This is a genomic window from Burkholderia sp. AcTa6-5 (assembly GCF_017815075.1).
Taxonomy (GTDB): Bacteria; Pseudomonadota; Gammaproteobacteria; order Burkholderiales; family Burkholderiaceae; genus Burkholderia; species Burkholderia sola.
Window position 1 is genome coordinate 41,655 of the sequence record NZ_JAGIQE010000025.1, and the last position, 22,858, is coordinate 64,512.

21 protein-coding genes are annotated in these 22,858 nt (G+C 67.1%); 14 read left to right on the forward strand and 7 right to left on the reverse strand.

The features are described 5' to 3' along the window. Window positions 1-326: 326 nt before the first annotated feature. The 3 genes from mqo (at window position 327) to dbpA (ending at window position 3,866) form a co-directional block, all read left to right on the forward strand. Window positions 327-1,988, forward strand: coding sequence for a malate dehydrogenase (quinone) (gene mqo / locus J8I33_RS27415; RefSeq protein ID WP_209925891.1), 1,662 nt, complete (start codon window positions 327-329; stop codon window positions 1,986-1,988). A 286-nt stretch (window positions 1,989-2,274) separates the two neighbouring features. After that, on the forward strand, window positions 2,275-2,472 hold the full coding sequence (locus J8I33_RS27420) for a hypothetical protein (RefSeq protein ID WP_006483193.1): 198 nt from the start codon (window positions 2,275-2,277) through the stop codon (window positions 2,470-2,472). After that, on the forward strand, window positions 2,469-3,866 hold the full coding sequence (gene dbpA / locus J8I33_RS27425; protein WP_124556785.1) for an ATP-dependent RNA helicase DbpA: 1,398 nt from the start codon (window positions 2,469-2,471) through the stop codon (window positions 3,864-3,866). The genes J8I33_RS27420 and dbpA overlap by 4 nt, the downstream gene beginning before the upstream one ends. 54 nt (window positions 3,867-3,920) lie before the next feature. Here the strand turns inward: dbpA and J8I33_RS27430 are convergent, their stop codons facing one another. Next, window positions 3,921-4,745 (reverse strand): PhnD/SsuA/transferrin family substrate-binding protein, encoded by an 825-nt coding sequence (locus tag J8I33_RS27430; RefSeq protein ID WP_209939469.1) that lies wholly within the window; start codon window positions 4,743-4,745, stop codon window positions 3,921-3,923. Between the two features lie 242 nt (window positions 4,746-4,987). Here J8I33_RS27430 and J8I33_RS27435 point away from each other — a divergent pair, with 242 nt between their 5' ends. Together J8I33_RS27435 and J8I33_RS27440 are read left to right on the forward strand one after the other, a co-directional pair. Beyond that, window positions 4,988-6,013: a fatty acid desaturase gene (locus J8I33_RS27435; protein ID WP_209939470.1), complete on the forward strand. Its 1,026-nt coding sequence runs from the start codon at window positions 4,988-4,990 to the stop codon at window positions 6,011-6,013. Between the two features lie 175 nt (window positions 6,014-6,188). Continuing rightward, the gene (locus J8I33_RS27440; protein ID WP_209939471.1) at window positions 6,189-7,391 is read left to right on the forward strand and encodes a benzoate/H(+) symporter BenE family transporter; all 1,203 of its coding nucleotides are present in this window, start codon (window positions 6,189-6,191) and stop codon (window positions 7,389-7,391) included. 21 nt (window positions 7,392-7,412) lie between these two features. Here the strand turns inward: J8I33_RS27440 and J8I33_RS27445 are convergent, their stop codons facing one another. Further along, window positions 7,413-8,300, reverse strand: coding sequence for an NAD(P)H-binding protein (locus tag J8I33_RS27445; protein ID WP_209939472.1), 888 nt, complete (start codon window positions 8,298-8,300; stop codon window positions 7,413-7,415). A gap of 134 nt (window positions 8,301-8,434) precedes the next feature. Beyond that, window positions 8,435-9,358: an AraC family transcriptional regulator gene (locus tag J8I33_RS27450; protein WP_050017110.1), complete on the reverse strand. Its 924-nt coding sequence runs from the start codon at window positions 9,356-9,358 to the stop codon at window positions 8,435-8,437. Between the two features lie 193 nt (window positions 9,359-9,551). Here J8I33_RS27450 and J8I33_RS27455 point away from each other — a divergent pair, with 193 nt between their 5' ends. Beyond that, window positions 9,552-9,746 (forward strand): hypothetical protein, encoded by a 195-nt coding sequence (locus J8I33_RS27455; RefSeq protein WP_209925897.1) that lies wholly within the window; start codon window positions 9,552-9,554, stop codon window positions 9,744-9,746. Window positions 9,747-9,765: 19 nt separating this feature from the next. Here J8I33_RS27455 and J8I33_RS27460 read toward each other — a convergent pair whose 3' ends face one another. Continuing rightward, window positions 9,766-10,719 carry a LysR family transcriptional regulator gene (locus tag J8I33_RS27460; protein WP_034203040.1) on the reverse strand — a complete coding sequence of 318 codons (954 nt, stop codon included), beginning with the start codon at window positions 10,717-10,719 and terminating at the stop codon, window positions 9,766-9,768. A 100-nt stretch (window positions 10,720-10,819) separates the two neighbouring features. On the opposite strand from J8I33_RS27460, the gene J8I33_RS27465 reads away from it, so the two are divergent. From J8I33_RS27465 to J8I33_RS27475, 3 genes are all read left to right on the forward strand, one after another. Continuing rightward, entirely contained in the window at window positions 10,820-12,178 is a 1,359-nt protein-coding gene (locus J8I33_RS27465) for an NAD(P)/FAD-dependent oxidoreductase (RefSeq protein WP_124594885.1), read from the forward strand. 326 nt (window positions 12,179-12,504) lie between these two features. Further along, window positions 12,505-12,939, forward strand: coding sequence for a phosphatase (locus J8I33_RS27470; protein ID WP_050017113.1), 435 nt, complete (start codon window positions 12,505-12,507; stop codon window positions 12,937-12,939). A 182-nt stretch (window positions 12,940-13,121) separates the two neighbouring features. Continuing rightward, window positions 13,122-14,741: a histidine-type phosphatase gene (locus J8I33_RS27475; RefSeq protein ID WP_209939473.1), complete on the forward strand. Its 1,620-nt coding sequence runs from the start codon at window positions 13,122-13,124 to the stop codon at window positions 14,739-14,741. A gap of 74 nt (window positions 14,742-14,815) precedes the next feature. Here the strand turns inward: J8I33_RS27475 and J8I33_RS27480 are convergent, their stop codons facing one another. After that, entirely contained in the window at window positions 14,816-15,619 is an 804-nt protein-coding gene (locus J8I33_RS27480) for a YcxB family protein (protein ID WP_245170263.1), read from the reverse strand. Window positions 15,620-15,679: 60 nt separating this feature from the next. Here J8I33_RS27480 and J8I33_RS27485 point away from each other — a divergent pair, with 60 nt between their 5' ends. Beyond that, the gene (locus tag J8I33_RS27485) at window positions 15,680-15,988 is read left to right on the forward strand and encodes a hypothetical protein (protein WP_050017116.1); all 309 of its coding nucleotides are present in this window, start codon (window positions 15,680-15,682) and stop codon (window positions 15,986-15,988) included. 22 nt (window positions 15,989-16,010) lie between these two features. Here J8I33_RS27485 and J8I33_RS27490 read toward each other — a convergent pair whose 3' ends face one another. Continuing rightward, the gene (locus tag J8I33_RS27490) at window positions 16,011-16,307 is read right to left on the reverse strand and encodes a hypothetical protein (RefSeq protein ID WP_050017117.1); all 297 of its coding nucleotides are present in this window, start codon (window positions 16,305-16,307) and stop codon (window positions 16,011-16,013) included. Between the two features lie 425 nt (window positions 16,308-16,732). On the opposite strand from J8I33_RS27490, the gene J8I33_RS27495 reads away from it, so the two are divergent. Further along, window positions 16,733-18,337 (forward strand): EAL domain-containing protein, encoded by a 1,605-nt coding sequence (locus J8I33_RS27495; protein ID WP_209939474.1) that lies wholly within the window; start codon window positions 16,733-16,735, stop codon window positions 18,335-18,337. An 18-nt stretch (window positions 18,338-18,355) separates the two neighbouring features. Here J8I33_RS27495 and J8I33_RS27500 read toward each other — a convergent pair whose 3' ends face one another. After that, window positions 18,356-18,715: a hypothetical protein gene (locus tag J8I33_RS27500; protein WP_239469000.1), complete on the reverse strand. Its 360-nt coding sequence runs from the start codon at window positions 18,713-18,715 to the stop codon at window positions 18,356-18,358. Between the two features lie 221 nt (window positions 18,716-18,936). Between J8I33_RS27500 and kdgT the strand changes: the two genes are divergently transcribed. From kdgT to J8I33_RS27515, 3 genes are all read left to right on the forward strand, one after another. Next, window positions 18,937-19,956, forward strand: coding sequence for a 2-keto-3-deoxygluconate transporter (gene kdgT / locus J8I33_RS27505; RefSeq protein WP_050017119.1), 1,020 nt, complete (start codon window positions 18,937-18,939; stop codon window positions 19,954-19,956). 139 nt (window positions 19,957-20,095) lie between these two features. After that, window positions 20,096-20,392 (forward strand): hypothetical protein, encoded by a 297-nt coding sequence (locus tag J8I33_RS27510; RefSeq protein WP_050017120.1) that lies wholly within the window; start codon window positions 20,096-20,098, stop codon window positions 20,390-20,392. Between the two features lie 79 nt (window positions 20,393-20,471). Further along, window positions 20,472-22,856, forward strand: a complete 2,385-nt coding sequence (locus tag J8I33_RS27515) for a DNA polymerase II (protein WP_209939475.1) — start codon at window positions 20,472-20,474, stop codon at window positions 22,854-22,856. Window positions 22,857-22,858: the final 2 nt, after the last annotated feature.

Sequence of the window (22,858 nt, forward strand, 5' to 3'; positions counted from 1 at the left end):
TGTCCGAGTTCGGTTATATTACGCGCCCCTTGCCACCCCGCCCCCGCAAAACGCGTCGCGCGCGGCCTCGTTCAACGCAGCCTGAAGCGCCGTCCGCTCAGGCTTGCCGCCAGAGCCCCGGCGCGTGGCACACCGTCGCGACGCATGCGCTTGCCTGCTCTCGGGAAGCCGATCCGAAGGTGTCCTTCCGAATGGCTTCGCGTGCGCAAATGCAACGGCGCGCAGCGCCGGTCCGGAATTCCGGATTCGCGATCCGGATCTCCGGACCCGTGTTTCGGCGCAACGGAACCGCACGCCGGGCGGCATGGCAAACCGATGCATCCAAGTTGAAAAAGGGATCTGCTGTGATCAAAACGTTACGGGTAATACTGTCGGCGCTCGCGCTGTGCATCGCGACAACGTCCGCGCACGCCGCCGATACGAAGAAGGTCGACGTCCTGCTGGTGGGCGGCGGCATCATGAGCTCGACGCTCGGCGTCTGGCTGCACGAACTCCAGCCCGACTGGTCGATGACCATGGTCGAGCGCCTCGACGGCGTCGCGCTGGAAAGCTCGAACGGCTGGAACAACGCCGGCACCGGCCATTCGGCGCTCGCCGAGCTGAACTACACGCCGGAGAAGGCGGACGGCAAGGTCGACATCTCGAAGGCGATCGAGATCAACGAATCGTTCCAGATCTCGCGTCAGTTCTGGGCCTGGCAGGTGAAGCAAGGCGTGCTGAAGAACCCGCACTCGTTCATCAACTCGACGCCGCACATGAGCTTCGTGTGGGGCGACGACAACGTCCGCTTCCTGAAGAAGCGCTACGAAGCACTGCAGGCGAGCCCGCTGTTCCGCGGGATGCAGTATTCGGAAGACTACGACCAGATCAAGCAATGGGTGCCGCTGATGATGGAAGGTCGCGACCGCAGCCAGAAGGTGGCCGCGACGTGGACGCCGATCGGCACCGACGTGAACTTCGGCGAGATCACGCGCCAGTTCGTCGGCTACCTGAAGACGCAGCCGAACTTCACGCTGTCGCTGTCGAGCGAAGTGCGCGAGATCTCGCGCAACGCCGACGGCACGTGGCACGTGTCGTGGGTCAAGCTGCATTCCGACGAACCGGCGCAGTCGGTCGACGCGAAGTTCGTGTTCATCGGCGCGGGCGGCGGTGCGCTGCATCTGCTGCAGGCGTCGGGCATCCCCGAAGCGAAGGACTACGGCGCGTTCCCGGTCGGCGGCTCGTTCCTCGTGACCGACAACCCCGAAGTCGTGAAGCAGCACCTCGCGAAGGCCTACGGCAAGGCGTCGGTCGGCTCGCCGCCGATGTCGGTGCCGCACCTCGACACGCGAATTATCGACGGCAAGAAGATCATCCTGTTCGGGCCGTTCGCGACGTTCTCGACCAAGTTCCTGAAGAACGGCTCGTACTTCGACCTCGCGAAGAGCACCAACCTGCACAACGTCGCGCCGATGATGCGCGTGGGCGTCGACGAATTCCCGCTGGTGCAGTACCTCGCCGGCCAGCTGATGCTGACCGACGACGACCGCTTCAACGCGCTGAAGGAATACTTCCCGAACGCGAAGAAGGAAGACTGGCGCCTGTGGCAGGCCGGCCAGCGCGTGCAGATCATCAAGCGCGACCCGGTCAAGGGTGGCGTGCTGAAGCTCGGCACCGAGATCGTCGCATCGCAGGACGGCAGCATCGCGGGCCTGCTCGGCGCGTCGCCGGGTGCGTCGACGGCCGCGCCGATCATGCTGAACCTGATGAAGAAGGTGTTCAAGGACAAGGTCGCGACGCCCGAGTGGCAGCAGAAGATTCGCCAGATCGTGCCGAGCTACGGCACCAAGCTGAACGACAGCCCGGCGAAGGTCGTCGAGGAATGGACGTACACGAGCGACGTGCTGCAACTGTCGCCGCCGCCGAAGATCGACCTCGGCGCGCCGTCGCAGGCCACCGGCGCCGCACCGGCCCGCCCGGCGAAGGCGTCGGCCGACATGGCGCTGTAACGCGCCCGACGCCGCGCAACACCGCGCGCGGCACCCGCGGCACCGTTATGCCGCCCGACACGGCCGCCCTCCGGGGCGGCCGTTTTTCCTGGTGCGCGCCGGGCGGAGGCACCGGCTTCCGCTAGAATTGCGGCACGCGCGACCGCGTCGCCGCCCGATCCATCACCCGCATCGACACAACCCGAGCCACCGCCGGTGCGGCCCGCGCCCGAGCCGCGCGAGCGCCGCCCGCCGTGGCCGCGCCCGCCCGGGCGCGCCATCAACCGAATTCAGCTGGAGAAAGACCGTGTTTACCTGCCGAAACCAGAGCTGCGGCACGCAGTGGGAACAGTCCGACGTCGTCATCAAGGACGAAGGCCAGGGGCTGCTGTTCCGCTGCCCGCTATGTGGCGCCCGCAACTATCTCGAACGTTTCGAGGACGACGAAGGCAACGTCGTCTACGAGCAGATGGAAGGCCGCCCCTACCTCGGAGACCTGTCTTGACCCAACCGACCGCCACGCCGTTCAGCGCGCTGCCGCTGACGCCCGCCACGCTCGCGAACCTCGCGCAGCTCGGCTATGTCGACATGACGCCGATCCAGGCCGCGAGCCTGCCGATCGCGCTGGCCGGCCAGGACCTGATCGCGCAGGCGAAGACGGGCAGCGGCAAGACCGCGGCGTTCTCGCTCGCGCTGCTCGCGCGCCTCGACGTGCGCAGCTTCGACGTGCAGGCGATGATCCTGTGCCCGACGCGCGAGCTCGCCGACCAGGTCGCGCAGGAAGTGCGCCGCCTCGCACGCGCCGAGGAGAACGTGAAGGTGCTGACGCTGTGCGGCGGCACGCCGATGCGCCCGCAGGCGCAAAGCCTCGAGCACGGCGCGCATATCGTCGTCGGCACGCCGGGCCGCATCATGGATCACCTCGATCGCGGCAACCTGAAGCTCGACGCGCTGAACACGCTGGTGCTCGACGAAGCCGACCGGATGCTCGACATGGGCTTCTTCGACGACATCGCGAAGGTCGCGCGGATGTGCCCGACGACGCGCCAGACGCTGCTGTTCTCCGCGACCTATCCGGACGGCATCGCGAAGCTGAGCCAGCAGTTCCTGCGCAATCCGAAGGAAATCAAGCTCGCGGAACGCCACGACGACAGCAAGATCCGCCAGCGCTTTTATGAAGTGACCGAGGACGAGCGGCTGCATGCGGTCGGCCAGTTGCTGAATCACTACCGGCCGGTGAGCACGATCGCGTTCTGCAACACCAAGCAGCAGTGCCGCGACCTGCTCGACGTGCTGCACGCGCAGGGCTTCCACGCGCTCGCGCTGCACGGCGAGCTCGACCAGCGCGAGCGCGACCAGGTGCTGATCCAGTTCGCGAACCGCAGTTGCTCGGTGCTGGTGGCGACCGACGTCGCGGCGCGCGGGCTCGACATCGCGCAGCTCGAGGCGGTGATCAACGTCGACGTGACGCCCGACCCGGAAGTGCACGTGCACCGCATCGGCCGCACGGGCCGCGCGGATCAGGACGGCTGGGCGCTGAGCCTCGCGAGCATGGACGAGATGGGCCGCGTCGGCGCGATCGAACAGGCGCAGAAGCGCGAGGTCGAATGGCATCCGCTCGCCGAGCTGAAGCCGGCGGACGACAGCGTGCTGCTGCCGCCGATGGAAACGCTGCAGATCCTCGGCGGGCGCAAGGACAAGATCCGCCCGGGCGACGTGCTCGGCGCGCTGACCGGCGACGCCGGGTTCGACGGCAAACAGATCGGCAAGATCAACGTGACCGAGTTCTCGACCTATGTCGCGATCGAGCGCGGCGTCGCGCGCGACGCGCTGCGCAAGCTCAATGCGGGCAAGATCAAGGGCAAACGGGTCAAGGTCCGGTTGATGGACGAGGAGTAAGCGGGCTGCGGCGCGGGGTGGTCGCAGCCAGCACCGCCGTGCGCCGCTCCCGCGTCACGCGAGTTCGGGATAGCCATACGCGGCGGCTTCCCGCTCGAACCGCGCAATCGTGTCGTAGTCGGCCGGCGCCAGCCGGTCGAACCCCTTCAGCCTCAGCACGCGGGCCCGCTCCGCATCCGCGGCGACCGCGCGATCGAGCCCCTCCTGCAACGCGCCCACCTGCGTGTCCGTCAACGCCCGCGATGCGACGAACGGCAAGCCCGGCGCGGATGCCGTCGCGCCGATGATCCGGATGTCCTTCAGCAGATCGGGCAACGCGTCGCGCACATACGCGAACGTCACGCAATCGATCGCCGCGCAATCGGCTTCTCCCGACGCCAGCGCACGCAGCACGTTCAGGTGCGACCCGAACGGCGTGACCGAGCCGAAGAACCGTCCATCGTGCGCATGCGGCGCGACCGCGTGCCGGAAGGCGTTCATCCCGCTGTGCGAATCCTCGCCGTTGAACGCGGCCCGCAAGCCGCGGCACGCGGCGAGCGTCGTCGCGCCGCCCGCATGCACGCGCGCCGACACGACCAGCACGCTGCTGTAGCGCGCACCATCGCAACCCTCCGCGTCGAAAACGGGGGTTGCAACCAATCGCACGACGTCGCGCAAGCCGAGCATCCGGTACGGGTAGCCGCAGGTCTGCGACAGCAGCAGATCGTCGCGCCGCCACAGCGCCTGCAGGTCGTCGAACGGCGCGTCGGGCAGCATGACGTCGGCAGGCCCGCCCGCGTTCACGAACGCATCGAGCGCATCGCGCAGCAGCGCGCGCCACAGCACGGCGTGGCGCGGCGTCACGTTGTACATCGGCAGGACTGCGATCCAGGGTTTCATGCGGGGATTTTACGCGTCGGCGGCGGCCCGGATGCTTATCGGCCGCAACGCGATAAGCAAATGCGAATCGATTGGTTGGCGTAGCCGCGCCGCCTCGGTACCGTTCGAATGCCTGCCGGCGCGCCGTCGTGCGCGATGCCGAGCGGGCCGACCGTGATCCGCGAGACACCAGCGCACCCGGGCCAAGCGCCCCGGTTCCATCGCTCGTTCCCCGCACTGCCCGCTCCACCTGCCTCAACGCCATGGCCGAATACTTCGACGTCGACCACGCGCGCGCGATCGCCGCGCTCGACGCCCGCTTCACCGCCCGCACCGAGTGGCCGACCTGGCTGCTGGTCGTCGTCATCTACGGCGGCTGGCTCGCCGTGCTGCTGCTCGTGCGCGACGGGCATCTGTCGCTCGCCGCCGCGACGCCGCCGCTGATCCTGCTCGGCGCGTGGCACCTGTCGCTGCAGCACGAGCTGCTGCACGGCCATCCGACGCGTTCCGCCTTCGTGAACAAGCTGCTCGGCTATCCGCCGCTGACGATCTGGTATCCGTACACGCTGTATCGCGACACGCATCTCGAGCATCATCGCGACGAAGACCTGACCGTACCGGGCGTCGATCCCGAAACGAACTACGTGACGCGCGAACGCTGGGCGCGGCTGCCGCGCTGGCGCCGGGCGCTGACGGTGGCGCGCAAGACTTTCGTCGGACGCATCGCCGTCGGGCCGCCGCTCGCCATCGCCGCGACGTTCCGCGATGCGTTCGCCGCGTTCCGGCGCGGCGACTTCCGCTATCTTCCGATGTGGGTGACCCATGCCGCGTGCGTGGCCGCGCTGCTCGCGTGGCTGCAATGGGCGATCGGCGTGCCGTGGTGGTACTACCTGCTGGCCGTCACGTGGCCCGCGCTGTCGCTCGCGATGATCCGCTCGCTGTACGAGCATCGCGCCGCGCCGCATCCGAAGGCGCGCATCGCGATCAACGAAGCCGGCTTCGCGATGCGACTGCTGTACCTGAACAACAACTATCACCTCGTCCATCACGACCTGCCGAAGCTGCCGTGGTACGACCTGCCGCGCGCATACCGGATGCGACGCGACGCGTATGCGCGGAAATGCGGCGGCTTCGTGATCCGCGGCGGGTATCGCGCGCTGCTCGCGCGCCATGCGTGGACGCCGACCGATCCGCCCGTGCATCCGTTCGACGAGGGTACGGCATCGCTGTCGACGGGCAGCGGGATCAAGGTGGCGGTGGTCGACAGGGTGTTGCAGATCAGTACGTAATGTCAGAAGTTTCCGCATTTCGGCACCCATCCTTACGAAAAGCCGACACCGCCGATCGTCGTCCGCGAATTGCCAATTGCGTCGGCAATGCGCAGAATGGCGGCTCATCCGGGGCTTCCGACCATCATTCGTCCCGGCTCCGCCGCACGGCCGCGCGCCGCCTTCCCCGACGACGATGCAACCCGACACCCCACCCGGCGCGATCCGCGCGCTCGGCAACGACTGGTCCGTTTCGGCGATCACCGCAGGCTTCCTCGCGGTCCTGATTTCCTACGCGGGCCCGCTCGCGATCTTCTTCCAGGCTTCGCAGGCCGCGCATGCGACCAACGACATGGTGTCGTCGTGGGTCTGGGCGATCTCGATCGGCGCCGGCGTGTCGGGTCTGTTCGCGAGCTGGAAGCTGAAGGTGCCCGTCGTCACCGCGTGGTCGGCGCCGGGCACTGCGCTGCTCGTCGGCCTGTTTCCGCAACTGACGCTCAACCAGGCCGTCGGCGCTTACATCACGGCCGCGCTGATCATCCTGGCGATCGGTGTCTCCGGTTATTTTGACCGGCTCGTGCGCCACATCCCGCGCGGCATCGCGTGCGGGATGATGGCCGGCATCCTGCTGCCGTTCGGCATGCATGCGTTCTCCGCCGCGACCGCGCAGCCGGTGCTCGGTTTCGGGATGATCGCGGCGTACGTGATCTTCAAGCAGCTGCTGCCGCGCTACAGCATCGTGCTCGTGCTGCTGACGGGCGCCGCGCTCGCGACACTGCTCGGGATGACGGATCTCGGCAACGTGTCGCCGAGCCTCGCACGGCCGATCTTCATCACGCCCGAATGGACGCTCGGCACGACGCTCAGCCTCGCGCTGCCGCTCGTCGTCGTCAGCCTCACCGGACAGTTCCTGCCGGGGATGACGATTTTGCGCGTGTCCGGCTATCACACGCCGGCGCGCCCGATCATCACGGCGACCAGCGTGATGTCGCTGGTGGTCGCGTGCTTCGGCGGAATCACGATCGTCGTCGCGGCGATCACCGCGGCGCTCTGCACCGGCAAGGACGCGCACGAGGATCCCGCGCGGCGGTACGTCGCCGGGCTCGCGAACGGCGCGTTCTACCTGATCGGCGGGCTCTTCGCGGGCACGATCGTCACGCTGTTCTTCGCGCTGCCGAAGGCGTTCGTCGCGATTCTGGCGGGGCTCGCACTGATCGGTGCGATCGGCGCGAACGTGCATGGGATCTTCGAGGATGAGAACCACCGCGAAGCGTCGGTGATCACGTTCCTCGCGACCGCGTCGGGGATGACGTGGCTCGGGCTCGGGTCGGCGTTCTGGGGGATCGTGATCGGGTCGGTGGCGTATGCGGTGTTGAACAAGATGCGCAGGCCCGCGTGATGCGCGCCGCGCCCCCTTCACTCAACGCGCATGCTTGCGCACCAGTTGCGCAAGCGCTTCCTCCAGCGTCGTCGTCCCGTACACCCGCTCCGACACGTCGGCCTCGACATCGATCCGCCCGGCGTTGTGCACGTCGTACAGATCGACGATCAGCTGTGCATGACGCTCGCTGAGCCCTGCGCGCAGCAGTGTCGCGTTCCACGTGTCGCGCGGCAGCTCGCGCGCGACGATCGCTCGGCCCGCCGCCGCGCCCAACGTATTCGCAATCGCGGTCACGCTCACGCGACGCGGCCCTTCGACGCTGACGATGCGCGGCGCGCTCCCGCCTTCCGGTGCATCGAGCAGCAGCCGTGCCGCGACGACGCCCACATCGGGCGCCCAGACCGTCGGAAATACCTTGTCGACCGGATGGTGAAAGCTCGGCAGCACGCCGGTGCCGAGCGCGACCGGCAGCACGCGCGCCCAGTTCTGCAGATGCTCGGCCGAGCGCAGCAGCGTAAGTTGGGTGGGGATCGTCTTCAGCCGCTCCTCGAAGTCATGAAACAGACGCGTGATACCCGTATTGCCATCAAGCTCCGCGCCGTAGTCCGACAACGCGAGCAGCGCCGGCGGCGGGTTCGCGGCGAGCGCGGCGGTCGCTGCATCGATCGTCCGTGTCATCGTCGCGGCCGGATCGAGATCGGCGGCCGGCACCGGGCACAGCATCTGCACGGCCTGCGCGCCGTCGATCGCCGCGGCGATCGCATTCGCGTCCGTCAGGTCCGCGATCGCGACATCGCAGCCGAGCTGCGCAAAACGTTCGCGATGGCGTGCATCGCGCAGCACCGCACGTACGGAATGGCCTGCGTTGCGCAAGGTCGTCACAGTCGACAGGCCGACGTTGCCGGATACTCCGAAGATCACGAACACGATTCGCTCCTGGGGGATGAAAGTGCTGTGATTGTCGGCAGGCGCGACCGGAAAGGCGCGCACGGAGGGATGAATCGAGCAGGAAAGGATGACGGGATGCGAGCGCGGGTACGGCCCGCGCGTCCGTCCGCGCGCTAGCGACGTGGAGGCTTCGTGCCATCCTCGCCGTCATAGGCAAGCCGCAACCCGCCCCGCGCACCCGACCGCGCGATCTCGGTCGGCGTCGCGCCGAGCACGCGGTTCATCCAGTTCGCCATGTGGCTCTGATGCGCGAACCCGGCTTCCAGCGCGATCTGGCTGATGCTGAGCCGGCCTTCGAGCAACAGCGCCTTCGCGCGCTCCACCCGGCGCCGCACGACGTACTGGTGCACGGGCATCCCGAGCGTTTCGCGGAACAGCACCTTGAAATGCGGCACGCTGATCGACACGAGCGCCGCGAGTTCGGCCAGCGTCATGCGCCGGTCGAGATTCGCCTCGACATAGTCGATCACGCGCGCCGCCGCCTTCGGCGCCAGCGTGCGCCGGCGTTCGCGAAACGCCGGCTGGCCATCGACCAGCCGCGCGACGAGCGCCGTGCACAGGCTTTCCGCGTAGAGCGGATCGGATGCGTCTTCCGCTTCGAGTTCGGCGGCCATCGCCCACGCGATGTGCTGCAGCCGCGGATCGCGCACCTGCAGCCGCCGGCGGATCTGCGCGCGCGACGGCTTCAGTTCGAGTTGTTCGACGGTGCGCCGCACGAACGTGTCGCTGAGCGCGATGTGCAGGATCCGGCAGTCGGCGCTGTCGGTCCACTGGCCGGGCAGGCCGGCCGGAATCACGTCGACGTCGCCGTGCGCCTGGATGCGCGACACGCGCTCGCCGTCGCACACGCAATCCGCGCGCACCGGCGCGCCGATATGCACGCCGATCCGGTGATGCTCGGCCGCCGGAATCCGGTACGTGCCCGCGCGAATTTCCAGCAGCGACGCGCCGAAGCCGCGCCAGCCGAGCCCGCGGCTGGAGCGCAGGCTGACGGGGACGCCGTTGTCCGTCGGCGCGGCAGGAATCGGATCGCTCATTGATGGTCTCCACCAGATCAGGTGCCGAACGCGCATTGTGACGCGTTTCGGGCCGGCGTGCCGGCCCTGCGCGGCCGCCGCCGAATCAAGCAGAAAAAGATCATCCGTTTCTGCTCGGGACGATCCTTGCGTGCGCGCCGGCGGGCGCCGCGAAGCCTACGATCGCCTCATCCGACACCTACGGAGCCCCGTCATGCCCCATTACTGCCCGCTACGCGCGACGTTCATCGCGCCCTCGCCTTCCGCCGCTCGCGCTCCATCCGGCCCCGACTCCCGCAACCGCCGCACCGCCGTCGCCGCGTGGTGCCTGCGTGTCGTCGGCTGGTACCGGCTCGAACGGCTGCTCGCGTCGATTCCCGACAGCAACGACGACTTCGGGCTCGTCTGACCGGCCGCCCGACACCCGCTTATTTGCGCCGCCGCTCGTGCGACGCCACCGTCGCGCCGTCGATCACCGGCGCGCCCTGCTTGATCAGGAAGTCGCGGAACAACCCCGTCACTTGCGAGATCCGCCGGTCGGCGAGCGTGACCACATACCATTCGCGCTCGATCGGGTTGCCGGGAAACGGCAGTTGCCCGAGCAGCCCCGTGCGCAGTTCGAGCGCACACGCGTGCAACGACAGGAAGGCGACGCCGAGGCCCGCTTCGGCCATCTGCTTGATTGCCTCGTTGCTGGACAGTTCGGATCCGACATGAAAGCGATAGCCCGCGTTCTTGAACAGGCTCTCGACGGTCGAGCGCGTACCCGCGCCGCGTTCGCGCACGAGCAGGTGCGCGGATTCGAGATCCTTCAGCGCGACGCGCTTGCGCTGCATCAGCGGATGGCCGGGCGCCGCGACGAACACCATCGGGTGCTTCGCGAACTCGACCGCGTGCGTGCGCAACTCCTTCGGCGCGCTGCCCATCACCGCGAGATCGATTTCATGCGTCGCCAGCATACGGATGATGTCGTCGCGGTTGCCGACCTTGAAATACGTCTTCACGTGCGGACGCGTCGCGGTGAATTTGACGAGCAGCGGCGGGATCAGGTATTCGGCCGTCGTGATCGCGCCGATCCGCAGCGTGCCGCCGAGATCGCCGGTCAGCGCGGCCACTTCGTCGCCGGCCTCGCTCCACAGGTGCAGGATCTCGCGCGCGTAGCGCGCCACGATCTCGCCGGCGGCGGTCAGTTGCACGCCGCGTCCCACCCGCTGCAACAACGCGGCGCCCACGGCCTCTTCGAGCAGGCGAACCTGCAGCGACACGGCCGGCTGCGTCAGGTTCAGCTCCTCGGCCGCGCGCGACACGCTGCCGAGCCGCGCGATCATGTCCAGCGCCTTCAACTGCCGGAACGTCGCGGTCTTTCCTATAAGTGAATACATATGAGTCGCTTATAAACATTAAATTGTTCGACTGGGTACGAAACTATATCGTCGGTTCTTGAGCAATGTCATCCGAATCGTCATTCAGCGGGAGCCCAACATGGACAACACCACGCCCACCCTTGCAATGGACCGCGCACCGCGCCTGCCGCACATCGTGATCGTCGGCGGCGGCGCCGGCGGCCTGCAGCTCGCGACGCGTCTCGGCGATACGATCGGACGCCGCGGGCAGGCCGAGATCGTGCTCGTCGACCGCTATCCGACGCACTTCTGGAAGCCGCTGCTGCACGAAGCCGCATCGGGCCATCGCGATCCGGCGTCCCACACGATCGAATACGCAGCGCAGGCGAAGCGCCACGGCTTCCGCTTCGTGCAGGGCGCGCTGCAGTGGGTCGACCGCGCGGCGCGCACGGCGACGATCGCGGCCGTGCACGATGCGGACGGCACGGAAATCCTGCCGCAGCGCTCGCTGGACTATGACGATCTCGTGCTGGCGGTCGGCAGCGTGACGAACTTCTTCAATGTGCCGGGCGCCGAGCGCCATGCGCTGCCCCTCGAAAACCTCGACCAGGCCGAGGATTTCCGCCGCAAGTTCCTTGCCGCCTGCACGAAGGCGAATCACGTCGCCGAGCAGCAGCCCGCGCGGCGCGCGGCGCCGATCTGCATCAACGTGATCGGCGCGGGCGCGACGGGCGTCGAACTGGCCGCAGCGCTGCGGCACGCGATCCAGCAATTGACGACGTACCGCTTCAAGGCGCTGGTGTCCGCGCGCGACGTGCACATCCGGCTGATCGAAGGCGGCCCGCGCATCCTGCCGGCGCTCGACGAACGGCTGTCCGGCAAGATGCACGCGCAACTGCGCGCGCTGAACGTCGACGTGCTGACCGACACGCGCGTGGCGGAAGTCGGCGCGGACGCCGTGACGACGGCGACCGGCGAACGCCTCGCGAGCGACATCACGATCTGGGCGGCCGGCGTCGCGGGCCCCGCGATGCTGCGAAACATCGGCGACATCGCGCTCAACCGGTCGAATCAGGTGATCGTGACCGACACGCTGCAAACGCCCGACGATCCGCACGTGTACGCGTTCGGCGACTGCGCCGCGTGCCCGTCGACCGGTGCAAGCGGGTGCCTGCCGCCGCGTGCGCAAGTCGCGCACCAGCAGGCCGTGTATCTGGTCAACGCGCTCGCGCGCCGCATCGCCGGCAAGCCGGTGGCCGGCTTCACGTTCCACGACGCGGGCACCGTCGTGTCGCTCGGGCAGGCGGGCGCCGTGTACCAGGCGGACATCGGCGTGCGCTCGCGCTCGCTGATCGTCGACGGGCTCGCGGCGATCGGGCTGTACAAGTTCCTGTATCGCAAGCACCTGTTCAGCGTGGTCGGCGCGAAGCGCGCGCTGTTCCAGTCGCTGAGCCACTGGCTGCAAAGCCGTAACCAGCCGTCGATCAAGCTGCACTGATCGCACCTGTTCGCGCACGGCATCGCAACGCGGCATATCGGGCCGGCATCGCTCGATATGTCGTTTTTTTATATGCCTATGCTCGATGCATTCACCATGCGCGCCACGCTGGTGCATCACGTCGAACGCCGTCGACACGATTCCATTCATGCGGGGCATGCCGCGCGACACGCAGCCCGCGCCCGCTCTGGCTTGCCGCCCCATTCATTAGTCGAATCGTATAAGTCGGCTAAAAATATTAATTGGTCGCGTTTTCCGGATCGACGCTAAGGTGTGTGGCATTCCCGTCGGCGAACGGATCATCACGTTTCTGAAAAGGAATCACCGTGGTCATCGAAGCCATCGTCACCCGTCTCGACGCAGCATTCGCGCAGATCGAAGCAACCCCGGATTCGCGCGAATCGCGCCATCAGCGCGACGCGATCATCCAGTGGCTCGACCGCGCATCGGAAGAAGGCTATCGGCTCGGCCTCGTCACGACGCTGCCGGCCGCGCGGCTCAACGACATGTTCGAAGGCCAGTTCGGCCGCGCGAACCTCGACCGCTTCTCGGTCGTCGTCACGGACACCAATCAACAGGACTCCAGATCGAATCAGCATCCGTTCGATGTCGCGCTGCAAGCGCTCGGCGTGCCGCGCGAGCGCGCGGTCGGGATCGCGAGCAGCGAACCGGAACGCCGTGAAGCCGAGCATTTCGGGCTGTCGCGCTGCGTGAACATCACCGATACAGTGCGCTCGATCGCATCGGCCGGGCTGCACTGAACGCCCGCACACGGGCCGGCCGTGGCCGGCCATCATCGTCGATTCGGCGGCAATCCGACGATTGCCCGACCTCACCCTGACATTCTGCTGTCAAAGTCGCTTGCAACACTTCGGGGCTCGACTACTTTCCCCAGAAGACGGGACGACGCACATGCGCTTCGTCCCGTCCGTTGCCCGTCACGATGACACGCCCGACCCGCACCGCCGCCGCCCTCGCAATTGCCTGCCTGTTGCTCGCCGCTTGCGGCGGTGAAGATTCGACACCACCCGCCACGTCGGCCGGCAACAACGGCACGACGCCCGCACCGCAGCCGCAGCCCACGCCGACTCCGGCACCCGCGACCTACTACCAGACGAAGACGCCGTACCGCCCGCAGCAGGACGCCGCGACGTACGAAGCGCCGCCGGCCGGCTACGCGCCCGTCTATGCCGAACTCGTCGCCCGTCATGGCTCGCGCGGGCTGTCGGGCTTCAAATACGACGGCGCGATCTACGCGATGCTGGTCAAGGCCGAGGCCGACGGCGCGCTGACGCCGCTCGGCGTGCAGCTCAAGGCCGACACGTACGCGATGATGAAGGCCGATGCGCTGCTCGGCTACGGCGTACAGGGCATCTCGACACCCGGGTACGGCAACCTCACGCAAACCGGCATCCGCGAACATCAGCAACTTGCCGCGCGTCTCGCGCAGCGGCTACCCGCGCTGTTCGCGGCGGGCAACCGGCAGGTGGTCGTCGTCAACTCGGGCCAGGATCGCGCGGTCGACAGTTCGACGTATTTCTCGGCGGCACTGGTTGCCGCGCAGCCGGCACTGGCGCCGGCCATCACGCTGCCGGCCGCGCCGGCCGGCTATCCGGCGAGCGCACCGGTCGCGCAGCCGGCCGGCACCAACCGCTTCCTGCTGTATTTCCATTCGCTGAAGCCGGCCACCGATCTCGTGACCGACACGAGCGATCCGTACTACGCGACCTATCAGGCGAGCCAGGCGTACCAGACCTATGCAAACGACGCGACGGTGGCCGCGAAGCTGAAGGCGATCAAGGCCGCGCCGCAGGCCGCCGACGTCGCGCAAACGGTGCTGTCCGCGCTCGTGTCGCCGGCCTTCATCGCGAAGCTCGGCGCCGACGGCTACACATTCGCGAACACCGGCACCTATGCGTTCACGTCGACGGATGGCAAGTTCACCAACACGCTGAAGGGCGACGGCAAGACGAAGATCGCAACCGCCGTCGATGCGGTGAACGTGTTGTACAACCTGCTGCAGGTCGCGCCGGCCATGACCGCGGAAACCGGCGGCGTCACGATGGAAAAGTACATCGGCGCGGAGCAGGCGCAGTATCTCGCGTATCTGCAGGATGCCGAGGACTACTATCAGAAGGGGCCCGGCATCCAGGAAGCGAACCCGGTGACGTACCGGATGGCGAAGGTGCTGCAGGACGATTTCTTCGGCGAAGTCGACGCGATCGCGCGCGGCGACCTGACGCACGCCGCGAAGCTGCGCTTCACGCATGCGGAGATCGTGATTCCGTTCGCGTCGATCATGAACCTGAAGAACGTGTTCGTGCCGACGCCTCAGGCGCAGACGTACACGTATGCGAACAATCCGTGGCGCGGCGACCAGGTGTCGCCGATGGCCGCGAACATGCAGTGGGATGTCTATCGCAACGGATCGCGCCTCATCGTGAAGATGCTGTACAACGAGCGCGAGACGGATTTCCAGGCCGCGTGCGACGGCGCGAAGATCGCGCCGGGCAGCCACTTCTACGACTACGCGGGGTTGAAGCGGTGTTACGGGTATCAGTGATGGGATGCGCGGGGCCTCCTGGCCGCAAGCGCGCGTTGAAACCCGGACGGCGCAGGCCGTCCGGCCACGGCCCGCTAGACTTTGTGCACGCCGTTCTGAAGCAGCACTCGATACAGGAATGCCACTTGTCCGTCGTTCAGCACGCGCTTCGGTACCACGCGGAACATCACCGATGACTGATATAGCAGGATCATTTGACGATCCTCGCTCCAGTGAATGAGATCCGCGTAGTGAATTTCGTCGCGCGAAGTCGGCGTTTCGACAATGAACCGGTCGCCTTGGAAAATGACCGTGTGAACCTGATGAAGCGTCCTTTGCTGGTCGTAAATCTTGCGACCTGCGCGCGGCAGTATCAGATGATTCAGGATGGGCACGCCGATCGCGACGACAGCCGCGATTCCCGCGGCCATCCAGACATAGCGCCATTCCGGAAAATGTCCGCTTGCTATCCGGACGCCGCCGACCAGCAGGACGATGTACACGATCGCACCGATCGCAAATGACTTGAGCAGGTATTTCCAGTTGCACCTGCGCCAAAGATGCAGGCGGTAGGCGTGGACGAGATCGTCCGCGGTTATTTGAAAAACGACTTCGGTATCGCTCATGGGCGGGCTCGGAACGCTCTCTGGTTCTTGTAATTGCTCTGGACGCTTCGCCGCGAGCACCGCGCTCGGGCGGGTTGGCAGTGCGCGCACAGAGACGTGCAAACGAAGCGGCGCGATATCGCCGGCCGATCGATGCACGGCGACAATATACATGCGTGGAACGACACCCGTGCGGCGAGTCGCCGCGGCGGTGGTGCGGCCTGCGGCGAGCGGCAGACGCGGACGGCCGGCATTGTACGCGGCCAGCAGTCTGTTCGGGGAGGTGACTCGCATGTTGCGCCCACGAACTCACGGCGGCTCGCATGGTCGAACGTGCATCGCCGGAGAACCCTCATGAAACGCGTCGCCCTTGCCGCTGCCCTGACCCTGTTTGCCACCATCGGCGTGTCCGCGCCGGCCTTCGCCGGTGCGTCCTCCGGCATCGCGCCGGTTCCGGTTCAGGCCTACGCGAAAAATTGCGTGCCGTCGCGGGATGCCGCGCAAGGCGCCCATTCGCCGTCCAGCGCGCCGCCGATCCGCGTCTGCGTCGGCGATTCCGATACGCAGTTGAACCTGCCGTGGTTCGTGACCGATGTCCTCACCGCCGTGGACACGCACCAGTCGCCCAGCGGCCTGCTCCACAAGATGCGCAACGACTTCTGACGCGCCGCCGGCACCGCATCGTTCATGGCTCGTCGGGGCGCGTCAGCACCTGGATGAACGTGCCGACGATGCCGGCCCACATCGCGGGGTCGGCGATGCGCGCCAGCAGCCCCCGCAATTCCCGTCGCTCTCTTTCCGACAGCACGCCGTGCGCGCCGCGGATGCTGTCGTAACGCGGCGTACCGCGCGACGCGAGCGCGCGATCGAGCGAATAGTCGCGGGCCTCCCCGTCCACCGAAATCCGGATCCACAGCGAACCGCCGTCCGCCGCGGCGGCGCCATCGGTCACGATGACCGTCGGTGTGGCATTTTCTTTCATCGCAACGCTCCGGTTTGACGCGCTGGCGGCAAATTGCCGACCACGGCGCCCTATTGAAATGTTTCTTTTCGAGACGCAATCCCGAAACATCATCAATTTTTAGACAACGATATTACGTAATGGCGCGCCGCATCTTATACTTGCCACGCACCATCCTCGTGCCAAGAGACGGTGTCTTTTGTCCCGGCTGCACGCACCGTGCGGCCGGGGCTTTTTTCGGTACGTTACATCGAGATACATGCCGAATGTGCGCATGTTCTTAAGGAATGCTGCCAGATGAATGGCTGATCGCGACTGGCCGAGCGGATGCCGTCGCGACGCCCGACTCGATCGGCGTCCCGAAACCGGCGCGCAAGCCGCATGGTCCGAATCAGGCATGCGGCTTGCGCGCCGTCGGCGCACCGACCGGTTCGACTTGCCACGCCATGCGTACAACACCAAAGGCAACCGCGGGATTACGGGCGCTCCCGCCCGGCTCGACGCATCTTTTCCACCGCGGCGGCGCGTGGCCGCACGTCGTCCTTTTCGCCGCCGTGATCATTTGCGTGCTCGTGCCCGCGTTCGCGATCGTGCTGGCCGACCGCTACGCCCGCGATACCGTCACCGCGCATGAGCGCGCCGTGGCCCACGACATCGTGGCTTCCGTGGACCGCATCCTGGACGGCGTGCGCCTCCGCCACGCGGACGAGCTGACCGCGCTGGTCGGACAGCCGTGCGCGACGGTGTTCCGGACGCTGGCCGAAGTGGGCACTCGCCTGCGCTATCTGCGTGCAGTCGCGCTGGTGAACGACGGCCGCGTCATATGTTCGTCGGCGCTCGGCTCGATCGACGTGCCGCTCGTCAAGTATGCGCGCGAGCCCGAACCGGGATCGATGACCGTCACGCTGCTGCGCCAGACGGCGTTCCAGCGCGGCATTCCGGTGCTGTACGCATTCCGCGCCACTGCGCGCGGCGCGGGCGTCCTGTACCTGATCGAAGGCGACTACGTGGCCGACGCGCTCGCCCTCGGCACCGCCAACGGGGCGGAAACGGCCACGCTGTCGATCGCGGGGTCGGGCCGCCTCGATCAGCACGGGACGTTCGCGCCGGACACGGACGCCGGCCCCACGGGCGGCAGCACGATTGCGTCGCAGCGCTGGCCGTTCACGGTGTCGGTCGTCGCATCGGCGCGCTACGCGTCACAGGTCCGGCGCCACGACCGGCTGATTTGCGCGACGATCGTCCTGCTGGCCGACAGCCTCGTGATGGCCGCCTACCTGCTCGCGATGGCGCCGCGGCGGCTGTTGCTGAAGGCCGTGCGCCACGCGCTCAGGCGCAACGAATTCCATGTCGTATACCAGCCGATCGTCGACGTGCAGACGCGCAGGACGGTCGGCGTCGAGGCGCTGCTGCGCTGGCACCATCCGAAGTGGGGGGCCATCAGCCCGGCCGTGTTCATCCCGCAGGTGGAATCGAGCACGCTGCTGCCGAAGGTCACCGAATTCGTGTTGCGCACGGCGGTGTCCGAGCTGACCGCGCTGACGCCGTCCGCGCCGCTGCGCATCGCCGTGAACGTGGCGCCGCGGGATCTCGAGCGCGCGCGGTTCGTGGCCGTCGTCGAGGAAACGATCCGCGCGCTGCCGCCCGGCTTCACGCTGGTGCTCGAAGTCACCGAGCGCATCCTGCTCGAGAAGAACGCGCGCACCACCGAGATCTTCCAGGCGCTGCGATCCAAAGGCGCGAAGTTCGCGATCGACGATTTCGGCACGCATCACAGCAATCTCGACATGCTGTCGCGCTTCCCTTTCGACTACGTGAAGATCGATCGACAGTTCGTCTCGCAACTGGACAGCGGCAGCGCGAAGCTGATCGAAGGGATCGCGACCGTCGCGCACCACTACGGCATGAAGATCATCGCGGAAGGCGTGGAGACGGAAACCCAGCATCGCGCGCTGCATGCGATCGGGATCCAGTACGCGCAGGGATACCTGTACCAGCGGCCGCTGCGCGCGAAGAACCTGAAGCGCGACGTCGCATGGGCGACGGTGTAGCGGCGACGCCGAAGGCGACTACTGCGCGCCGTATTGACCGCCGACGCGCACGCGATCCTGCTCGACCCATCCTTCGACGTCGTCGCCGGTCTTGCCGTTCACGTACATGATGTTGTACCAGCGCCCGTGCGACTTGTAGACGGTCACCGAATCGCCAGGAACGATGAAGGTACGCTTCGTGATGCACTGCGCGTCGGGCGCAGAGTAGAAATACGCGCGCCCCGTGCCGACGACCGTGCCGGACGCCGGCGGCCGAAAGTTGTCGTCCGGGCCGCTCGTGGCCGCGTCGAGCTTCCCGCAATCGACCGCGCTCTTTGCGTGCGCGCCGTTCGCGCCCACGCTCGCACCGAGCACCAGCATCGCGATGCCGATGCGCATCGTCGTTTTCATCTTCATCATTCGCCCGCTACGCCCTATCGTTTTCTCGGTTTGCCGGTTCGCGGCCGGCACTCGCTCAATCCTGCGCGACGGTCGTCGCTTCCGGATGATACGACGACCATCGAAGCGCATAAAAACGGACCACCGTTCCGAATCATGTCCTATAGTCAGTCAGCAGACATCATTCGACAACGGGACGCATCGACGTCCACGGAGGAGACGTGAAGCTGAAACAGGCCATCGACCGCATTCCGGGCGGGCTCATGCTGGTCCCGATGCTGCTGGGCGCGTGCGTGCACACGTTCGCCCCGAACGCCGGGAAGTACTTCGGCTCGTTCACCAACGGCCTGATCGCGGGCACGGTGCCGATCCTCGCCGTCTGGTTCTTCTGCATGGGCGCGACGATCGACCTGCGCGCGACGGGCGTCGTGCTGCGCAAATCGGGCACGCTGCTCGCGACGAAGATCGTGGTCGCATGGCTCGCGACGCTGATCGCCGCGCGGTTCATCCCCGACGACGGTATCCGCACGGGCCTGTTCGCGGGCCTGTCGCTGCTCGCGATCACGACGTCGATGGACATGACCAACGGCGGCCTCTATGCGGCCGTGATGCAGCAATACGGCACCAAGGAAGAAGCCGGTGCGTTCGTGTTGATGTCGATCGAATCGGGGCCGCTCGTCAGCATGCTGATTCTCGGCGCGGCCGGCGTCGCGGTGTTCGAGACGCGGCTTTTCGTCGGCGCGGTCCTGCCATTCCTGATCGGCTTCACGCTCGGCAATCTCGATGTGCAGCTGCGCGACTTGTTCGGGCGCTGCGTCCATCCGCTGATCCCGTTCTTCGGCTTCGCGCTCGGCAACGGCATCGATCTGAACGTGATCGCGAAGAGTGGGCTGCCGGGTATCGCGCTCGGGCTCGCGGTGATCGTCGTGACGGGCGTGCCGTTGATTCTGGCGGACAAGTTCCTGGGCGGCGGCAACGGGACGGCCGGGCTGGCCGCGTCGTCGACGGCCGGCGCCGCGGTCGCGAACCCGGCGATCATCGGCGAGATGATCCCGAAGTTCAAGCCGATGGTGCCGGCGGCGACGGCGATCGTCGCAACCGCGTGCCTCGTGACGGCGATTCTCGTGCCGATTCTGACGGCGATGTGGGCGAAGCGGGCGGCGAGGGTGTCGGGGGTGCCGATGCAGGTCGCCGCGCGCTCGTCGCCGGGACGGGCGATCGAGCATGAGGGGCATGTTTGAGGGGGTGCCGGTTCGAGTCTGGCCTCAGGCACCGCACATCCTGGCGTCTGCCAGCCATGATCCCGCAAACGCTCACCTTCATGTAGGCTCCGGAAGCCGGCTCACGTCGCCCAGGCCGGCGTTTTCCGGAGCGCTTTTCATGCCCACTGCCGTCCTGCTGCGGACAAACCATTCGCACCTCTACCCGGGCAGCATCGTGACGCTCGACCGCGATGCGCCGCGCACCGCCCAGCCGCATCCCGCCGTCATCGAATTCGCGGACGGCTCCGGCGCCGCCGCGACACTGTCCCGCGTCGGCGACGATACCCTTGAACTCGCGGTAGACGAATACGTCACGCAGAAGCGCAATACGATCGCCGCGCGCCGCTGGTTGCTGCAGCCGATCGATGCGGCCCAGACGGGATGGCGCGTCGCGCTCCGCCTTCCTGCCACCTGATGCCAGACGACCGCCGCCGGCGCGAAGCGCTTCCAGGCGCTAAAATCCGCCGCCTGAGCATCCACGACGAGCAAGCGTTTTGACGGCGTTCGAGCAGGGTTTCATCCTCACCCGCCACTGGCGGGACACCGCATCCGGCATCGAGATCGAGTTCTGGCTGGCAACCGAACACGGTCCGCGCCGCGTACGGTTGCGCCCGCAGGAAGCCGTCGCGTTCATTCCGGCCGAACAGCAGGCGCTCGCCGAACGCACGCTGGCCGGCGAGCGCGAGGCCGAGTTGCGCCCGCTCGCGCTGCGCGACTTCCGGCAGCGCCCCGTCGTCGGCCTCTATTGCAAGCGCTATCGCCATCTGTCCGGGCTGCAGAAGCGGCTCGCCGCCGCCGGTGTCGACGTCTACGAAGCCGACGTGCAGCCGCCCGACCGCTACGCGATGGAGCGCTTCATCACGGCGTGCGTGCAGTTTCGCGGGCAACCCGGCCCCGACGGCACGCTCACCGGCGGCGAGCTGAAGCCCGCAACCGGTTACCGCCCGACGCTCCGCTGCGTGTCGCTCGACATCGAAACCAGCGTCCACGGCGAGTTGTACTCGATCGCGCTCGAAGGCTGCGGGCAACGACAGGTCTACATGCTCGGGCCGCCGAACGGCGACGCAAGCGGCAGCGCAGGCGCCTTGGACTTCAACCTCGACTACTGCGACAGCCGCGCCACGATGCTCGCGCGGCTCAACGACTGGTTCGACGAGCACGAGCCCGACGCGGTGATCGGCTGGAATCTCGTGCAGTTCGACCTGCGCATCCTGCACGCGCACGCGGAGCAATACGGCGTGCCGCTGAAACTCGGGCGCGGCGGCAGCGTGCTCGACTGGCGCGCGCACGGTCAGCAGCCCGACCACTTCTTCGCGGGCGCGGCCGGCCGGCTGATCCTCGACGGCATCGACATGCTGAAATCCGCGACGTGGACCTTCCCGTCGTTCAGCCTCGAATACGTGTCGCAATCGCTGCTCGGCGAAGGCAAGTCGATCGACAATCCGTACCAGCGGATGGACGAGATCCAGCGCCGCTTCGATCACGACAAGCCCGCGCTCGCGCGCTACAACCTGAAGGATTGCGAGCTCGTCACGCGCATCTTCGACAAGGCCGACCTGCTGTCCTTCGCGCTCGAACGCGCGAGCGTCACGGGGCTGGCTGCCGATCGCACCGGCGGGTCGGTCGCGGCGTTCACGCACCTGTACCTGCCGCGCATGCATCGACTCGGCTATGTCGCGCCGAACCTCGGCGACGTGACGGGGCAGAACAGCCCCGGCGGCTTCGTGATGGATTCGCGCCCCGGGCTGTACGACTCGGTGCTCGTGTTCGACTACAAGAGCCTCTATCCGTCGATCATCCGCACGTTCCTGATCGATCCGGTCGGCCTGATCGAGGGGCTCGCGCATCCCGGCGACGACGCATCGGTGCCCGGTTTTCTCGGCGCGCGTTTCTCGCGCACCGCGCACTGCCTGCCCGACATCGTGCGGCGCGTGTGGGAAGGCCGCGACGACGCGAAGCGGCAGCGCAACGCGCCGCTGTCGCAGGCGCTGAAGATCATCATGAATTCGTTTTACGGCGTGCTCGGCTCGACGGGCTGCCGCTTCTTCGACCCGCGCCTCGCGTCGTCGATCACGATGCGCGGCCACGAGATCATGCACCGCACGCGTCAACTGATCGAAGCTCAGGGTTACGAAGTGATTTACGGCGATACCGATTCGACGTTCGTGTGGCTCGGCCGCGCGCATGACGACGACGAAGCCGGCGCGAAGGGTCGAGCGCTCGTCGAGCACGTGAACCGCTGGTGGCAAGCGCACCTGCGCGAACAGTTCGGGCTGGACAGCGCGCTGGAGCTGCAATACGAACGGCATTACCGCCGCTTCCTGATGCCGACCGTGCGCGGCGCGGAAGAAGGCAGCAAGAAGCGGTACGCCGGCCTCGCGGCGACGGCCGACGGCGGCGAGGACCTCGTGTTCAAGGGGCTCGAAACGGTGCGCACCGACTGGACGCCGCTCGCGCAGCAATTCCAGCGCGAGTTGTACCGGCGCGTGTTCAGGCTCGAACCGTACCAGGATTTCATTCGCGACTACGTACGCCGCACGCTGGCCGGCGAATTCGACGATCAGCTCGTGTACCGCAAGCGCGTGCGCCGGCCGCTGCGCGAATACGAACGGAACGTGCCGCCCCACGTGCGCGCGGCGCGCATCGCCGACGAGTTCAATCATGCGCAGGGCCGGCCGCTGCAATATCAGCGCGGCGGCTGGATCAGCTACGTGATGACGACGGCCGGCCCCGAGCCGCTCGAAACGATGCGCTCGCCGATCGACTATGCGTTCTATCTGAGCCGCCAGCTTCAGCCCGTCGCCGATGCGATCCTGCCGTTCCTGCGCGACGATTTCGAACGCGTGATCTCCGGGCAGGGCCAGTTGTTCGGCGACTGACG

Bases quoted from the DNA above. Each gene is read 5' to 3' on its own strand.
- J8I33_RS27500 (WP_239469000.1), bottom strand. From the start codon at position 18,715: ATGCGCATCGGCATCGCGATGCTGGTGCTCGGTGCGAGCGTGGGCGCG.
- J8I33_RS27460 (WP_034203040.1), bottom strand. From the start codon at position 10,719: ATGTATTCACTTATAGGAAAGACCGCGACGTTCCGGCAGTTGAAGGCG.
- J8I33_RS27495 (WP_209939474.1), top strand. From the start codon at position 16,733: ATGCGTACAACACCAAAGGCAACCGCGGGATTACGGGCGCTCCCGCCC.
- J8I33_RS27510 (WP_050017120.1), top strand. From the start codon at position 20,096: ATGCCCACTGCCGTCCTGCTGCGGACAAACCATTCGCACCTCTACCCG.
- J8I33_RS27450 (WP_050017110.1), bottom strand. From the start codon at position 9,358: ATGAGCGATCCGATTCCTGCCGCGCCGACGGACAACGGCGTCCCCGTC.
- J8I33_RS27475 (WP_209939473.1), top strand. From the start codon at position 13,122: ATGACACGCCCGACCCGCACCGCCGCCGCCCTCGCAATTGCCTGCCTG.
- J8I33_RS27455 (WP_209925897.1), top strand. From the start codon at position 9,552: ATGCCCCATTACTGCCCGCTACGCGCGACGTTCATCGCGCCCTCGCCT.
- J8I33_RS27465 (WP_124594885.1), top strand. From the start codon at position 10,820: ATGGACAACACCACGCCCACCCTTGCAATGGACCGCGCACCGCGCCTG.
- J8I33_RS27430 (WP_209939469.1), bottom strand. From the start codon at position 4,745: ATGAAACCCTGGATCGCAGTCCTGCCGATGTACAACGTGACGCCGCGC.
- J8I33_RS27480 (WP_245170263.1), bottom strand. From the start codon at position 15,619: ATGCGAGTCACCTCCCCGAACAGACTGCTGGCCGCGTACAATGCCGGC.
- J8I33_RS27440 (WP_209939471.1), top strand. From the start codon at position 6,189: ATGCAACCCGACACCCCACCCGGCGCGATCCGCGCGCTCGGCAACGAC.
- J8I33_RS27485 (WP_050017116.1), top strand. From the start codon at position 15,680: ATGAAACGCGTCGCCCTTGCCGCTGCCCTGACCCTGTTTGCCACCATC.
- J8I33_RS27490 (WP_050017117.1), bottom strand. From the start codon at position 16,307: ATGAAAGAAAATGCCACACCGACGGTCATCGTGACCGATGGCGCCGCC.
- J8I33_RS27435 (WP_209939470.1), top strand. From the start codon at position 4,988: ATGGCCGAATACTTCGACGTCGACCACGCGCGCGCGATCGCCGCGCTC.